Origin of the sequence: Microbacterium trichothecenolyticum, assembly GCF_000956465.1 — a bacterium.
Classification (GTDB): Bacteria; Actinomycetota; Actinomycetes; order Actinomycetales; family Microbacteriaceae; genus Microbacterium; species Microbacterium trichothecenolyticum.
The window spans coordinates 107,862-122,418 of record NZ_JYJA01000039.1; the positions used below are offsets into that span (position 1 = coordinate 107,862).

Genomic DNA, 14,557 nt, shown 5'->3' on the forward strand with positions numbered 1-14,557 from the left:
CGGTTTCGGAAAGGGCCACAACGATGACGACGACGACATCTCCGCTGCGGATCGCGCTGATCGGCACCGGCTTCATGGGCCGGATGCACACGCAGGCCTGGCGCACCGCGCCGCACTTCTTCGACCTTCCGCTCGCGCCGCGGCCGGCGCTGCTCGTCGGCCATCGCGCCGACGCCACGGCCGAGGCCGCCGCGCGCTGGGAGTGGCCCGAACACGGCGTCGACTGGCGCGAAGCCGTCGAGAGCGACGACATCGACGCGATCGACATCTGCACCCCCGGCGACACCCACGCCGAGATCGCGCTCGCCGCCCTCGCCGCCGGCAAGCACGTCCTGTGCGAGAAGCCCCTCGCGAACTCGGTCGCCGAAGCGCAGGAGATGACGGATGCCGCGGCCGCGGCATCTGCTCAGTCCGGCACGGTCGCGATGTGCGGCTTCAGCTACCGCCGCACACCGGCGCTCGCGCTCGCCCGCCGGCTCATCGAGGAGGGGCGCATCGGCGAGATCCGGCACGTGCGCGCGCAGTATCTGCAGGACTGGCTGAGCGACCCCGACTCGCCCCACACCTGGCGGCTCGACCGGGATCGCGCGGGCTCCGGCGCCCTCGGCGACATCGGCGCGCACAGCATCGACACCGCGCAATGGCTCGCCGGTCAGCACATCGAGGCGGTGTCGGCCACGATGCGCACGTTCGTCACGTCTCGGCCCCGGCGCTCGGCGGTCGAGGGGCTCGGCGGTGTCGCGGCCGACACGTCCGACCGGCTGCCGGTGACCGTCGACGACGCCGCGGCGTTCACCGCGCGCTTCGACGGCGGTGCGCTCGGCGTCTTCGAGGCCACGAGGATGGCGACCGGCCGCCGCAACGCCAACCGCGTCGAGATCAACGGCGACCGCGGCGCGATCGCGTTCGACTTCGAGCGCATGAACGAGCTCGAGGTGTACGACGCCGCTGCCGATGCCGCGCAGGGCTTCCGGCGCGTGCAGGTGACCGAGGCGCAGCATCCGTATGCCGGAGCGTGGTGGCCCGCCGGGCACGGACTCGGCTACGAGCACCTGTTCGCGCACCAGGTCGTCGACTTCGTGCGCGCGGTCGCCGGCGAGATCCCCGTGTCGCCGAGCTTCGCCGACGCCACCCAGGTCCAGCGGGTGCTCGCCGCCGTCGAGCAGAGCGCCGCGCGCGACAGCATCCTCACGCCGGTGGCATCCGCCGGCGTCGACCCCGAAGGGACTACCGCATGACCCGCACCGCCCTCGTCGTCCGCGGCGGATGGGAAGGCCACCATCCGATCGAGGCGACCGACCTCTTCCTGCCGTTCCTCCGCTCCAGCGGCTTCGACGTGACCGTCGAAGACGACCCCCAGGTCTACGCCGACGCCGACCGCATGGCCGCCACCGACCTCGTGCTGCAGTCCATGACGATGTCGCAGGCGTCGCACGAGGCGATCCGGGGCCTCCGCGACGCCGTCGCCGCGGGCACCGGCCTCGCCGGCTGGCACGGCGGCATCGCCGACTCGTTCCGTGCGAGCTCCGACTACCTGCAGCTCGTGGGCGGCCAGTTCGCGACGCACCCGTCGAAGCGCCCCGACGAGGTGCACGGCGACCAGACCGACAACTACCTCGACCACACCGTCGAGATCACCGACCTCGGCCGCACGCATGACATCACGGCCGGCATCGACGATTTCGCGCTCACCACCGAGCAGTACTGGGTGCTGCACGACGACCTCATCGATGTGCTGGCGACGACGACGCACCCGGTGCAGCCGTACCACCCGTGGCACCGCCCGATCACCTCGCCCGCGGTGTGGACGCGGGACTGGGGGCAGGGCCGGGTCTTCGTCTCGACGCCGGGGCACAGCCTCGACGTGCTGCAGGACGCGAACGTCCGCACCATCATCGAACGGGGGATGCTGTGGGCCGCGCGGTGACCGACATCGGGGTCGTCGGGCTCGGCGTCATCTCCCGCCAGTACCTCGACACCCTGCTTCCGGCATCGAGCGTGCGCATCGCTGCCGTGGCCGACCTCGACACGGCACGGGCCGCGGCCGTGGCGGAGGGGATCCCCGGCTGCCGCGCGCTCACGACCGCCGAGCTGCTCGAGGATCGCAGCATCCGTGCCGTCCTCAACCTCACGATCCCCGCCGCGCACGCCGAGGTCGCGCTCGCCGCCATCGCGCACGGCAAGGACGTGTACGGCGAGAAGCCGCTCGCGGCGACCTTCGCGGACGCTGCGCGGATCACGGCTGCCGCGGCCGCCGCGGGCGTCCGCGTCGGAGGCGCGCCCGACACGGTGCTCGGCACCGGCGTGCAGACCGCGCGGGCCGCGATCGACGGCGGGCGCATCGGCCGGCCCGTGTCGGCGTCGGCGATGTGGGTCTCGGCGGGCCACGAGTCGTGGCATCCGCAGCCCGACTTCTACTATCGCGAAGGCGGCGGGCCGCTGCTGGACATGGGGCCGTACTACGTGACGTCGCTCGTGCAGCTGTTCGGACCGGTGACCGCGGTGTCGGGTGCCGCCTCGCGCTCGCGGGACGAGCGCGTGATCGGCTCGGGCCCGCGTGCGGGGGAGAGCATTCCGGTCGAGGTCGACACGCATCTCACCGGCATCCTCCATCACGCCTCGGGTGCGATCTCGACCGTCACGATGAGCTTCGACGGCGTGCGCTCGACGGCGGCGCCCATCGAGGTGCACGGCGTCGACGGGTCGCTCCTCGTGCCCGACCCGAACAACTTCGCCGGCGACGTGCAGCTGCACCCGCGCGGCGGGTCGTGGGAGACGCTCGAGCCGTCCGCCGGGTACGCCGACTCCGGGCGCGGCATCGGGCTGCTGGACCTGGTCGCGGGCGAGCGCCGTGCGAGCGGGGCGATGGCCCTGCACGTGCTCGAGATCATGACGGCGCTCGCCGCGTCCGCGGCCTCGGGTGTGCGCGAGTCCCTGCGCTCCACGGTCGAGCGTCCTGCGCTCGTGCCGTTGACACCCGCCGAGGCATGGCGGAGCCTCTGAGGCCGAACCTGCGCGGCGGGTCGCGGCATCCGTCCTCCTCCCTGCGTGCTTCAACAGGTCAACCGGGGTTCTGCAGGAGCGAAGTGCGAGGTTTCGTCCTGTGGAGGGCCGGTTGACCCGTCGAGCGGGGGCGGATTGCGGACGTCAACCCAGACGAAGTGCCCCGAGTGCTGCACGCACTCGGGGCACTTCTTTCAACGGGGGTCGGGGACCAGGGCCGCGACCGCAGCCGTCGCCATTCGAGGCGCATCGGCCGTCATCGCGTGCACGGGTCCGACGAGCTCGATCCGGGTCTCGGTGTCGCGTTCGGCGCACGATCCTCCGACCCACAGGTCGACGGCACCGGGCTCGACGATCCGGCGGCCGTCCCGTCCGGTGAACGCCAGCCGCGAGGTCGGCACCGAGAACGTGACGGTCGCCGACTCGCCGGGGGCCAGGGAGACCCGCTGGTAGGCGAGCAGCTGTGCGACGGGGCGGGTGACCGAGCCGACGACGTCCCGGGCGTAGAGCTGCACGACATCGGTGCCTGCGCGATCGCCCACGTTCGACAGCCGCACCTGCGCGGTGATCGTGCCGTCGGTGGCAGCATCCGAAGCCGTGAGGTCCTCTCGGGTGAACGAGGTGTATGTCAGCCCGAAGCCGAACGGCCTCGCCGGGGTGTTGTCGGCGCTCGTGATGTCGGTCGGACCCCCCAGCCTGGGGTGCAGATACGTGTACGGCTGCGCTCCCGCGGACCGGGGCAGCGAGACAGGCAGCCGGCCGGACGGCTCGGCGGCGCCGGAGACGATCCGCGCGATCGCGGGACCGCCCTCCTCTCCGGGGAAGAACGCCTGCAGCACCGCTGCGGCAGCGGTGCGGCCGTCGAGCATCCATCCGATCGCGTACGGGCGTCCCGAGACGATCACCACGACGGTCGGGGTGCCCGTGGCGACCACGGCCTCGACGAGCCGGCGCTGCACACCGGGAAGCTCCAGATCGTCCACGTCGTTGCCCTCGCCGACCGTGCCCCGTCCGAACAGACCGGCGCGATCGCCCACGACGACGACCGCGACCTCGGCGTCAGCCGCCGCGCGGGCGGCGGCCTCGATGCCGCGCTCATCATCGCCTTCGACGTCGCAGCCCCGCTCGAGCACGATGTCCGCGTCACGGAACTCCGCGCGCAGCGACTCCGCGACCGTCGGGATCTCGAAGCCCAAGGGCGTGCCGGGGTGGTGCGCCAGCACATGGTTGGCGAACGAGTAGCAGCCCATGAGCGACTCCGCGGCGTCGGCGTTGGGGCCGATCAGTGCGATGCTGCGCGGCGCCGCCAGCGGAAGCACGCCGTCGTTGCCGAGGAGGACGACCGACTCCTCGGCCGTCCTGCGCGCGAGGTCGCGAAGCTCCGGGCCGTCGAGCTCCACCTGCGTCGGCGGCGACGAGAAGTCCTCGTCGAGCAGGCCCAGCTCCTCCTTCTGCGAGAGCACGCGGAGCACCGCGCGGTCCACATCGGCCCGTCCCTGAGCGCTCGAGTCGAGCAGCGACCGCAGGGGCTCGACGAACGCGTCGCCCGTCGGCAGCTCGATGTCGATCCCCGCCCGCAGCGCCAGCAGCGCCGCCTCGCCGAGATCGGCCGCGACCCCGTGCAGCGCGTGGAGGAAAGCGACCGAGAAGTAGTCGGCCACGACGGTGCCGTCGAATCCCCACTCGTCGCGCAGGAGCGCGGTGAGAAGCTCGGGGCTCGAGGCGACGGGAACGCCGTCGATCTCGGCGTACGAGTTCATGACAGACCGCACCCCGCCGTCGCGGACCGCCATCTCGAACGGCGGGAGCATGACGTCCTGCAGCCGGCGGCGCCCCATGTGCACGGGGGCGTGGTTGCGGCCGGCCTGCGACGCGGAGTAGCCGGCGAAATGCTTCAGCGTGGCGTGGACACCGGCCGATTGCAGTCCCTTGACGTACGCGGTGCCGATCGTGCCGACGACGTACGGGTCCTCCGAGATGCATTCGTCGACACGACCCCATCGCGGGTCCATGATCACGTCGAGCACCGGCGCGAGGCCCTGATGGATTCCGAGCTCGGCCATCGAGCGGCCGATCGCCGCCCCGAGCTGCTCGGTGAGCTCGGGGTCGAAGGCGGCGCCCCAGGCGAGCGGCGTCGGGAAGGTGGCCGCCTTCCACGCGGCGAGCCCCGTGAGGCACTCCTCGTGCACGATCGCGGGGATCCCGAGGCGGGTCTGCTCGCGCAGTCGACGCTGCTCCCCCCAGAGCCACTCGGCGCGGGCGACCGGGTCCACCGGCCGCGTGCCGTAGACGCGGGTGAGGTGCCCGATGCCGTTCGCGGTGGCATCCTCGTACCGCGTCGATGTGATCATCTCGCCGGCCATCGGCGCGACGACCTCGTCCCCCTGGTCGACCCAGTACCCGACGAGCTGTGCGAGCTTCTCGTCGAGGGTCATCTGCGCGTGCAGCGCGAGCACGCGCTCCGAGACGGCGCGAAGTCCGTTGTCGCTCATCCCTTGACCGCTCCTGTCAGGCCGCCGACGATCCGCCGCTCGAAGAGGCTGAAGAACGCCAGCGCGGGGATCATCGACAGCGAGGTGAACGCCAGCACCTTGGCGGTGTCGACGGAGTACTGCGAAGAGAACGCCTGCACGCCGAGAGGGAGCGTGAAGTTCGCGTTGTCATTGAGAAGGAAGAGCGGCAGGAGATAGCTGTTCCAGCTGCCGATGAACGCGAGGATGCCCACCGTGATGACTCCCGGGACGGCCAGTGGAAGCACCATCCGCCAGAAGAAGCCCAGACGACTGCAGCCGTCGATGAATGCTGCCTCCTCGATCTCATCGGGGATCGCACGCAGGAACGGCACGAGGATGATGATCGTCGTCGGCAGTGCGAACGCGATCTGGGGCAGGATGACGCCGCCGAGGGAATTGATGAGCCCCATGTCGCGCACGACGATGTAGAGGGGCGTGATGGCGACGGTGATCGGGAACATGAGTCCCGCCGCGAACAGTGCGTACATCGCACCCCGGCCCCGGAACCGGTATCGTGCGAGCACGTAGCTCGCCATGAGGCCCAGCGCGATGACGCCCGCCGTCGTGGCGATGGCGACGACAGCGGAGTTGAGCACCTGCTGCCAGAACACGCCGCCGGTCAGCACGTCGATGTAGTTCTTCCACACCCACGGGTCGGGGAGGCCGCCGGGGTCCGTCGTGATCTGGGAGTTCGTGCGGAATCCGCCGAGGATGATGTAAACGACGGGCCCGAGCATCAAACTGATGACCACGAGCGCGACGAACCACACGGCCGGCGTCGCACGTCGCATGCGCTGGCGCCGTGGCGGAGGCAACTCCAGGGTCGCCAGTGCGGCGGCGGAGGTCATTCGGGGTTCCTTTCGGTGAGCGCGCCGGCGGTGTCGCGGCGCAGCACGAAGCGCTGGTAGACGAGGGCGACGACGAGGGAGATGAGGAAGATGACGACCGCGACCGCATTGCCGTAGCCGAAGTTCCCGGCGTTGCGGCCGTTGGCCACCATGTATGTCGCCATCGTGGAGGTGCCCGCGACGGGAGCGACGTACTGGCCCCAGATGATGTAGACCAGGTCGAAGAGCTGCAGTGCGCCGATGATCGACAGGAACGCCCAGATGCGCAGGGTCGGCCCGAGCAGCGGGATCGTGATGCGCCGCTGGATCTGCCAGTAGGTCGCGCCGTCGATGGCGGCCGCCTCGTACAGCTCGTCGGGGATGCCCTGGAGCCCCGCGAGGAACAGGATGACGGCGAAGCCGACGTACTTCCAGGTGAGGATCGCGACGAGGGTCCAGATCGCGATGTTCGGATCGGAGAGCCAGTCGTGGGCCAAGCCCGAGAGCCCCCACTTCTCCAGCACACCGTTCAGGCCGCCGTTGGTCGCCAGCAGCAGGCTGAAGCCGGTGCCCACGACGACCTCCGCGATCACGTAGGGCACGAAGATGAGCACGCGTATGACGGACTGCCCGCGCATCTTTCGGTTCAGCAGGAGCGCCAGGAGCAGGGCGATCGGTCCTTGGATGAGGATCGACGTGACGACGATGAACGCGTTGTGACCGAGTGCTTCCTGGAAGTCCGGGTCGGTGAGGATCGTGACGTAGTTCTTCAGTCCGATGAAGTCGGTCGCCGGCCCGTAGCCGTGCCAGTTGAAGAAGCCGTAGTAGGCCGCCATGATCACGGGGAAGATGACGAACCCGATGAAGACGAGCATCGCCGGCCCGGCCAGAATTGCGACCTCCAGACGGCCCGACCAGCCGAGTCCTCGGGATCGGCGGCGCTGCGACGCCGAGGGCGGCGGTGTGACGCCGCCGCCCCCGGAACGCTGCGCGAGATCCGTCTCCGGGCGATCGTCCGTCTTCGGGGTCTCGCTTGTCTGCATGGGAGTTCTTCCTAGCCCTTCGCCCCGGCCTTGTTGGCCTCGTCGATCATCTGCTGCGGGGTGCTCTGTCCGGCGAGCATCGAGACGACGGCGACGTTGAGCGCGTTGCCGACGTTCTGCCCGAGCACCGTGTCGAGCCACTGCGAGACGAACGGGGCCGCGTTGTAGGCCTCGAGGATCTGCTTCAGGTAGGGCTCGGTGACCTCGGCCTGTGCGGCCTGGTTCACGGGGGGCGAGTTGAACGCCTTGTAGTACGCGGTCTGCTGGTCGTTCGACGCGACGAAGTTGAGGAAGTCGACGCACTCCTTGGGTGCCTTCGCGGAGCACGAGTAGCCGTCGACGCCGCCCATCATCGATCCGGGCTCGCCCTTGCCGCCGGAAACCTCCGGGAAGGGGTACCACGCCAGATCTGCAAGCGGCTTCTCGTCCGGCGTCAGCGAGGCGATCACGCCCGGGTCCCACGCGCCCATCAGCTCGCCGCCCGCCTGGTGGTTGGCGACGAGGCCGGCCGAGCTCCCGGCGCCCTGCTGTGCGGACGTGGTGAGGAAGCCGTCGTTGAACGGCTCCGTGGCAGCGAAGTCGGCGAGGTCCTCCGCGGCCTTCAGCCAGCACGGGTCGCTGAAGTCCTTCGAGTCGCCGGTCTCCTCGACCGTCTTCGGGGCGCACTCCCGGAGCGCGAACCAGTAGAACCAGTGCGCAGCCGGCCAGGCATCCTTGGCGCCGAGGGCGAGCGGCGCCACCCCGGTCGCCTTCAGCTTGTCGTTGGCCGCGACGAGCTCGTCGATCGTGGTCGGGTTCTCGGTGACGCCCGCTGCGGTGTACAGGTCCTGGCTGTAGAAGATTCCGCCCGGCAGCACCGACAGGGGCATCGCCCACACCTTGTCCTGGTAGGTCTCGGCCTTGAACGAGCCCTCCGAGATGTTCTCCTTCGCCTCGCCCTCGATCTTCCCGGTCAGGTCCATCAGCTGGCCTGCCTGGACCATCGCGGCCATCTTGCCGCCGCCACGCTGCAGGAAGATGTCCGGCGGGTCGCCCGCATTGAGCGAGGTCTGCAGCTTGCCGTCCATGTCCTCGTTCTGGATCGACTGCATCTTGATCGTGACGCCGGGGTTCTCCTTCTCGAACGCGGCGATGGCGTCCTTCCAGAACTGCTGGCCCGGGCCTGTCGTCGAGTTCTGCCACAGCGTCATCTCGACGCTGCCATCGCTGCTGTCGCCGCCGCCGGCACTGCAGCCGGCGAGCGCGAGTGCGCCGATAATGAGTGCTGCGGAACCCGCGAGGATTCTCTTGCGCATCATGTGATTCCCGTCTCTTCTTCGAGGGGCACCTCTGCTGCGAGGTGCTGGTGGTCGACGCGATCGGGTCGCGTACCGCCCGGCGTGCAGACCGGGCGAGAAAAGTGTGCGTTGGCAACAAATATCTTGTCAAACGTTTTCAATAACGGTTTCGAGGCCGTTATGATTTCGAGACATGACCCGTCGTCCCACGATCACCGACGTCGCCGCCGCCGCCGGCGTCTCGGTCGCAACCGTCTCGAAGGCGGTGAACGGGCGCTATGGAGTGGCAAGCGAGACGGTGGACAAGGTTCTCGCCGTCGTGGCCGAGCTCGGGTACGAGTCGAGCCTCATCGCCAGCAGCATGCGATCGCGCAAGACGGGTGTGATCGGCGTGCTCGTCGCGGACTTCGAGCCCTTCAGCGCCGAGATCCTCAAGGGCGTCGGCGAGGCGCTGCGTGACTCGCGGTACGACCTGCTCGCCTACTCGGGCTCGCACGGCGCCGCGGAGGGGTGGGAGCGACGGTCGCTCTCACGACTGAGCGGGACCCTCATCGACGGTGCGATCATGGTCACCCCGACCGTGGTGAACGTCGGCGCGGAAGTGCCGGTCGTCGCCATCGACCCTCACACGGGTCCCGCCGACCTGCCGACCGTCGAATGCGACAGCTTCGGTGGTGCGCTGCTGGCCACGCGATACCTCATCGAACTCGGACACACGCGCATCGGCTTCATCGCGGGTCGCCGCGACCTGCGCTCGTCGATCGCCCGCGATGCCGGCTATCGACGCGCATTGGCCGACGCCGGCATCCCGCTGGATCCGGCCCTCGTGGGCTCCGGAAGCTACCAGCAGGACGCCGTGCGCCTCGCCGCGCTGGAGATGCTCCGCCGCCCTGATCGGCCGACCGCGGTCTTCGCCGCGAACGACATCTCGGGCCTCGAGATCGTCAGGGTCGCCTCGGAGCTCGGCCTCGACGTCCCGCGCGACCTCTCGGTGATCGGATTCGACGACGTCCCCGAGGCGTCCAAGGCGACGCCCGCCCTGTCGACGGTGCGCCAGCCCATGCAGGTGCTCGGTGCCGAGGCGGCCCGAATGCTCCTCGAACTCATGGATGGGAAGACGCCGCCCGTCACGCACGTGAAACTGCCGACTCGTCTGGTCCCGCGAGACACGACCGCACCGCCCGCGTGAGGCCTCAGTCCCGCGCGACACCGCCGGGGTCCCGGAGCAGGTCGCCGAAGGCGGCCTCGGCGGCGCCGATCAGCAGCCGATCCTCGGCGAGGGATGCCACGCGGATGCTGAGGTCCTCGGCGTTCGCCGACATGGTCTGCTCCCGCACGAGCGCCCCCAGCCCGGGCACGTCGACGGCGGCGATCGTCGCGAGGAAGCCGCCGAGCACCACCACCGCGGGATTGAGCGCGTTGACGGCGTTGGCCAGCGCCGTCGAGAGGATGCGGCGCTGCCGCGCGACCTCCTCGGCTGCGCCGGCACCCGCGGCGGTCAGCGCCGCCGCGAGCGACGGTTCATCCGCCGCGTGAAGGCCGACAGCTGCGAGAAGCCGCGCTCTGCTGACCTCGTCCTCGAGCACGCCGTCGTCGGCGCGACGGTCGGCGGCCGAGGCGATGCCGGGGCGGTTCTGCCCGAACTCGCCGGTGTAGCCGCCGGCGCCGAGCAGCGGCATCCCGTGCACGATGAGTCCGCCACCGATGCCGCTGGCGCCGCCGTTGAGGTACACGACGTCATCGAAGCCGGCCGCGGCGCCGAAGAGGTGCTCGGCGATCGCGCCGAGTGCCGCGTCGTTGCCGACCACCGTCGGCAGGCCGGTGGCGTCGGCGACGAGATCGCGAAGGGGCGCATCCGTCCAGCGCAGGTGCGGCGCGTTGCGGACGAGTCCGTCGGCTGCCCGTACCAGCCCTGGCACGGCGAGTCCGACGCCGACGATGTGCGCGTCGGCGAGCTCGCCCGCCCGCCACGCCTCGACACGTTCGGCGATGAGCCGTGCCGTCTCGTCCGGAGACAGCAAGTGGTCGAGCTCGATGCGTTCACGGACCGGGATGCCGCGGTCCAGTCCCACGGCGGCGATCGTGAGGGCGTCGACCTCCGGGTTCGCTGTGATCGCCATCACGCGTGCATCGGCGGCGACGACCGGCGATGGGCGGCCGACGCGCCGGGACGGGTCGGGCGCCCGCTCGACGACGAGTCCCTCGCGCACGAGCTCGGCGACGAGGTCGGCGATCGTCGACCGGTTGAGGCCCGTGGACTCGGTGAGTCGGGCCCGGGAGAGCGGGCCCTCGAGGTGCACCAGGCGCAGCAGCCGTGCCAGATTGCGCTGGCGCACGCCCTCGGCGGCCGTTGGATCGCTCACCGTCTCACTGTAGGGGGCGTCGAAGCGGCGCTTCGAGATTTGTTGCGTGCGGCTTCAAACCGGTGGTACGGCGGGGCTGAAGGATCAGTCGGACGGGCGTTCGGCGCCGGCCGGGGAGATCGCGTCGACCGCCAGGGCGAAGTCGAGCGTCTGGAGCACTTCTACGGCCCGGTCGTAGCGAGCGCCGGCGAGGACGACGAAAACGGCCCCGACGACGTCGATGAAGCCGACGGTCGCCGCGGTGGTGCTGACCTCGTAGCGATCGATGTCGATGCGCTCCCACCGGACGGCGGAGTCGTCGGGTGCCGGCGACTCCGGTCGTCGCGTCGGCAGTTCGTTCCGCGACGGCATCGCGCGCGACCGCAGCGCGCCGCGTCTCACCGGTGAGGACGGCCTCTCGAGCACCATGGGGAGGCTCCTCTCGTCGTGCCCCGATCCTCTGCCTCGCCTGCGCTTTTCGCGCAGGGGGTTGACGCGTTGGGATGGGCCGACCAGGGCTGACGCCGGCGTCCGCGCGACCGGATCGCGCTCCCGAGATCATTCTCCGCGCTTCGACGGGGACCGCGTGTTAAGGCCTGATGAACTTCCGGTCACAACCGGACACGCTGTGACCCGCGCAGTCGTCTGATCATCGCCTCGCGACCCTTGAGGCGCGGTTCGTGCGGGAAGCGCCGTTCGTGGTGGACTCGGCATCCGTTCTGGTATAGGTTGTCGGCAGCAACATTTACCGCGAAGGAGCGTCATGCCCACCCCCACCCGCGCCGACAAGTTCTCTTTCGGTCTCTGGACCATCGGCTACAACGGCACCGACCCCTTCGGCGGGCCGACCCGCAACCACCTCGACGTCGTGCACGCCGTCGAGAAGCTCGCCGAGCTCGGCGCGTACGGCCTCACCTTCCACGACGACGACCTGTTCGCCTTCGGCTCGACGGATGCCGAGCGCCAGACCCAGATCGACCGCCTCAAGGGCGCACTGGCCGACACCGGCCTGATCGTCCCGATGGTCACCACCAACCTCTTCTCGGCGCCGGTCTTCAAGGACGGCGGCTTCACGTCGAACGACCGCGACGTGCGTCGCTTCGCCCTTCGCAAGGTGTTCCGCCAGCTCGACCTCGGCGCCGAGCTCGGCGCCAAGACGTTCGTCATGTGGGGTGGCCGCGAGGGCGCCGAGTACGACTCCGCCAAGGACATCCGCGCCGCGCTCGAGCGCTACCGCGAGGCCGTCAACCTCCTCGGCGACTACGTCACCGACAAGGGCTACGACATCCGCTTCGCCATCGAGCCCAAGCCCAACGAGCCCCGCGGCGACATCCTGCTGCCGACGCTCGGGCACGCGATCGCGTTCATCGACTCGCTCGAGCGCCCCGAGCTCGTCGGCCTCAACCCCGAGGTCGGCCACGAGCAGATGGCGGGCCTCAACTTCGCCGCGGGCATCGCGCAGGCGCTGTTCCACGGCAAGCTCTTCCACATCGACCTCAACGGGCAGCGCGGCATCAAGTACGACCAGGACCTGGTCTTCGGACACGGCGACCTGCACAACGCATTCGCGCTCGTCGACCTGCTCGAGAACGGCGGCCCCGGCGGCGTGCCCGCTTACGACGGCCCGCGCCACTTCGACTACAAGCCCTCGCGCACCGAGGACGAGACCGGCGTCTGGGACTCGGCCGCCGCGAACATGCGCACCTACCTGCTGCTCAAGGAGCGCGCCGCGGCCTTCCGCGCCGACCCCGAGGTGCAGGAGGCGCTGGCCGCGGCGAAGGTCGACGAGCTGTCGGTGCCGACGCTCAACCCGGGCGAATCGTACGAGGACTTCCTCGCCGACCGCTCCGCCTACGAGGACTTCGACCCGTCGGTGTACCTGGGCGGCAAGGGCTTCGGCTTCGTCCGCCTGCAGCAGCTCGCGACCGAGCACCTGCTCGGCGCCCGCGGCTGACGCACCGGGTCCGCAGAACCGACTCGCCAAGACACGCCGGGAAGCGCTCGCGCCTTCCGGCGTGTCTTGGCAACTCGTGGGGAGTTCCCCGCGACGACAGCACTCGAAGAGGAGGAGGGCGCATGGCGCTCGTGATGGGGGTCGATTCGTCGACGCAATCGTGCAAGGTCGTGATCACGGATGCCGCGACCCAGACGGTCGTCAGGCAGGGGCGTGCGTCGCACCCCGACGGCACCTCGGTCGATCCCGAGGCCTGGTGGCGCGCGCTGCAGGAGGCGATCGCCGACGCCGGAGGGATCGACGATGTCGAGGCCTGGGCGATCGGCGGGCAGCAGCACGGGATGGTTGCGCTCGACGCCGAGGGGCGCGTCGTCCGCGACGCGCTGCTGTGGAACGACACCCGGTCGGCGCAGGCCGCGTCCGACCTCACGGCCGAGTTCGGCGCCGAGGAGCTCGCCCGGCGCACGGGCCTCGTGCCCGTGGCATCCTTCACGATCACGAAGCTCCGCTGGCTGCGCGACCACGAGCCCGAGAACGCGGCGCGGGTCGCCGCCGTCGCCCTGCCGCACGACTGGCTGACCTGGCGGCTGCGCGGGTTCGGCCCCGACATCGAGTCGCCACGCGGCCCCGTGCTCGACGAACTCGTCACGGATCGCTCCGACGCGTCGGGCACCGGCTACTGGGACCCCGCCACCGGCGGCTACGACCGCGAGCTGCTCATCGCCGCGCTCGGTCACGACGTGGTGCTCCCGCGCGTGCTCGGACCGGACGAATGGGTGACGGATGCCGCGGGCCGACGCGTCGGCGGCGGTGCCGGCGACAACGCGGGCGCGGCCCTCGGCCTCGGCGCCGGTCCCGGGGACGTGGTCGTGTCGATCGGCACCAGTGGAACCGTGTTCGCGGTGAGCGAGGAGCGCACGATCGATCCCACCGGCACGGTCGCGGGTTTCGCGGACTGCACGGGCCGGTTCCTGCCGCTCGTCGCGACGCTCAACGCCGCGCGCGTGCTCGACGCGATCGGGCGCGTGCTCGGCGTCGACCACGCCGAGCTGTCGCGCTTGGCGCTGGGCGCCGAACCCGGTGCCGCGGGCCTGACTCTGGTGCCTTACTTCGAGGGCGAGCGCACGCCGAACCTCCCCGACGCCACCGCCTCGCTCACGGGCATGACGCTCGCCTCGACGACGCGGGAGAACCTCGCGCGCGCCGCGGTCGAGGGCATGCTCTCGGGGCTCGCGGCCGGGCTCGAAGCTCTCCGCCTCCTCGGCGTGCCGCTCGAGCGCGCACTGCTCGTCGGCGGCGGCGCGCAGTCCGAGGCGGTGCGCGAGATCGCGCCCCTCGTGCTCGGGCTGCCGGTCGAGGTGCCCGAGCCGGGGGAGTACGTGGCTCTCGGCGCCGCGCGGCAGGCAGCATCCGTCCTCTCTTACTGAAGCTCTCTCGCTCTCGTGGGCGCGTCCGTGCTCTCACGCCCCGGCCACGTCCGGACTTCGCAGGATCGGCGGCCCGCGGCGAGGGGAATCCCGGACTCCGGCTCGCGGAGAGTCTTTGCGGATCGGGCCAGATTCTCCGCGAAGTCCGGACTTCGCAGATTCGCGGGCCTG

The 14,557-nt window shown here is 70.5% G+C and carries 12 protein-coding genes; 6 read left to right on the forward strand and 6 right to left on the reverse strand.

All coding sequences use genetic code 11. From position 1 onward, the window contains the following. Positions 1-23 precede the first annotated feature (23 nt). From RS82_RS16165 to RS82_RS16175, 3 genes are read left to right on the forward strand one after another with little or no spacing between them, the layout of a single operon-like run. On the forward strand, positions 24-1,238 hold the full coding sequence (locus RS82_RS16165; protein WP_045301311.1) for a Gfo/Idh/MocA family protein: 1,215 nt from the start codon (positions 24-26) through the stop codon (positions 1,236-1,238). Continuing rightward, positions 1,235-1,927 (forward strand): ThuA domain-containing protein, encoded by a 693-nt coding sequence (locus RS82_RS16170; protein WP_045301313.1) that lies wholly within the window; start codon positions 1,235-1,237, stop codon positions 1,925-1,927. Before RS82_RS16165 ends, RS82_RS16170 begins: the two co-directional genes overlap by 4 nt. Beyond that, positions 1,924-3,003, forward strand: a complete 1,080-nt coding sequence (locus RS82_RS16175; RefSeq protein ID WP_045301652.1) for a Gfo/Idh/MocA family protein — start codon at positions 1,924-1,926, stop codon at positions 3,001-3,003. Before RS82_RS16170 ends, RS82_RS16175 begins: the two co-directional genes overlap by 4 nt. A gap of 194 nt (positions 3,004-3,197) precedes the next feature. Here the strand turns inward: RS82_RS16175 and RS82_RS16180 are convergent, their stop codons facing one another. The 4 genes from RS82_RS16180 to RS82_RS16195 are packed head-to-tail and all read right to left on the reverse strand — an operon-like array spanning position 3,198 to position 8,684. Continuing rightward, the gene (locus RS82_RS16180) at positions 3,198-5,495 is read right to left on the reverse strand and encodes a beta-xylosidase/alpha-l-arabinosidase (protein WP_045301315.1); all 2,298 of its coding nucleotides are present in this window, start codon (positions 5,493-5,495) and stop codon (positions 3,198-3,200) included. After that, on the reverse strand, positions 5,492-6,307 hold the full coding sequence (locus RS82_RS16185; RefSeq protein ID WP_245619642.1) for a carbohydrate ABC transporter permease: 816 nt from the start codon (positions 6,305-6,307) through the stop codon (positions 5,492-5,494). Before RS82_RS16185 ends, RS82_RS16180 begins: the two co-directional genes overlap by 4 nt. Positions 6,308-6,360: 53 nt before the next feature. After that, on the reverse strand, positions 6,361-7,386 hold the full coding sequence (locus RS82_RS16190; protein ID WP_045301319.1) for a carbohydrate ABC transporter permease: 1,026 nt from the start codon (positions 7,384-7,386) through the stop codon (positions 6,361-6,363). An 11-nt stretch (positions 7,387-7,397) separates the two neighbouring features. Beyond that, positions 7,398-8,684: an ABC transporter substrate-binding protein gene (locus tag RS82_RS16195; RefSeq protein ID WP_045301321.1), complete on the reverse strand. Its 1,287-nt coding sequence runs from the start codon at positions 8,682-8,684 to the stop codon at positions 7,398-7,400. 172 nt (positions 8,685-8,856) lie between these two features. Here RS82_RS16195 and RS82_RS16200 point away from each other — a divergent pair, with 172 nt between their 5' ends. Beyond that, entirely contained in the window at positions 8,857-9,852 is a 996-nt protein-coding gene (locus RS82_RS16200; RefSeq protein WP_045301322.1) for a LacI family DNA-binding transcriptional regulator, read from the forward strand. A 4-nt stretch (positions 9,853-9,856) separates the two neighbouring features. Here the strand turns inward: RS82_RS16200 and RS82_RS16205 are convergent, their stop codons facing one another. Together RS82_RS16205 and RS82_RS16210 are read right to left on the reverse strand one after the other, a co-directional pair. After that, on the reverse strand, positions 9,857-11,026 hold the full coding sequence (locus tag RS82_RS16205) for an ROK family transcriptional regulator (protein WP_045301324.1): 1,170 nt from the start codon (positions 11,024-11,026) through the stop codon (positions 9,857-9,859). An 84-nt stretch (positions 11,027-11,110) separates the two neighbouring features. Beyond that, on the reverse strand, positions 11,111-11,434 hold the full coding sequence (locus tag RS82_RS16210; RefSeq protein WP_157005643.1) for a hypothetical protein: 324 nt from the start codon (positions 11,432-11,434) through the stop codon (positions 11,111-11,113). A gap of 334 nt (positions 11,435-11,768) precedes the next feature. On the opposite strand from RS82_RS16210, the gene xylA reads away from it, so the two are divergent. Then, the gene (xylA, locus tag RS82_RS16215) at positions 11,769-12,959 is read left to right on the forward strand and encodes a xylose isomerase (protein ID WP_045301326.1); all 1,191 of its coding nucleotides are present in this window, start codon (positions 11,769-11,771) and stop codon (positions 12,957-12,959) included. A 122-nt stretch (positions 12,960-13,081) separates the two neighbouring features. Beyond that, complete coding sequence (gene xylB, locus RS82_RS16220; RefSeq protein WP_045301328.1) at positions 13,082-14,386, forward strand: xylulokinase; 1,305 nt, start codon at positions 13,082-13,084, stop codon at positions 14,384-14,386. Positions 14,387-14,557 lie beyond the last annotated feature (171 nt).

What these genes read in the sequence shown, in the direction of transcription:
- RS82_RS16165 (WP_045301311.1), top strand. Translation starts at nt 24, where the DNA reads ATGACGACGACGACATCTCCGCTGCGGATCGCGCTGATCGGCACCGGC.
- RS82_RS16170 (WP_045301313.1), top strand. Translation starts at nt 1,235, where the DNA reads ATGACCCGCACCGCCCTCGTCGTCCGCGGCGGATGGGAAGGCCACCAT.
- RS82_RS16180 (WP_045301315.1), bottom strand. Translation starts at nt 5,495, where the DNA reads ATGAGCGACAACGGACTTCGCGCCGTCTCGGAGCGCGTGCTCGCGCTG.
- RS82_RS16185 (WP_245619642.1), bottom strand. Translation starts at nt 6,307, where the DNA reads ATGCGACGTGCGACGCCGGCCGTGTGGTTCGTCGCGCTCGTGGTCATC.
- RS82_RS16190 (WP_045301319.1), bottom strand. Translation starts at nt 7,386, where the DNA reads ATGCAGACAAGCGAGACCCCGAAGACGGACGATCGCCCGGAGACGGAT.
- RS82_RS16195 (WP_045301321.1), bottom strand. Translation starts at nt 8,684, where the DNA reads ATGATGCGCAAGAGAATCCTCGCGGGTTCCGCAGCACTCATTATCGGC.
- RS82_RS16200 (WP_045301322.1), top strand. Translation starts at nt 8,857, where the DNA reads ATGACCCGTCGTCCCACGATCACCGACGTCGCCGCCGCCGCCGGCGTC.
- RS82_RS16210 (WP_157005643.1), bottom strand. Translation starts at nt 11,434, where the DNA reads ATGGTGCTCGAGAGGCCGTCCTCACCGGTGAGACGCGGCGCGCTGCGG.
- xylA (WP_045301326.1), top strand. Translation starts at nt 11,769, where the DNA reads ATGCCCACCCCCACCCGCGCCGACAAGTTCTCTTTCGGTCTCTGGACC.
- xylB (WP_045301328.1), top strand. Translation starts at nt 13,082, where the DNA reads ATGGCGCTCGTGATGGGGGTCGATTCGTCGACGCAATCGTGCAAGGTC.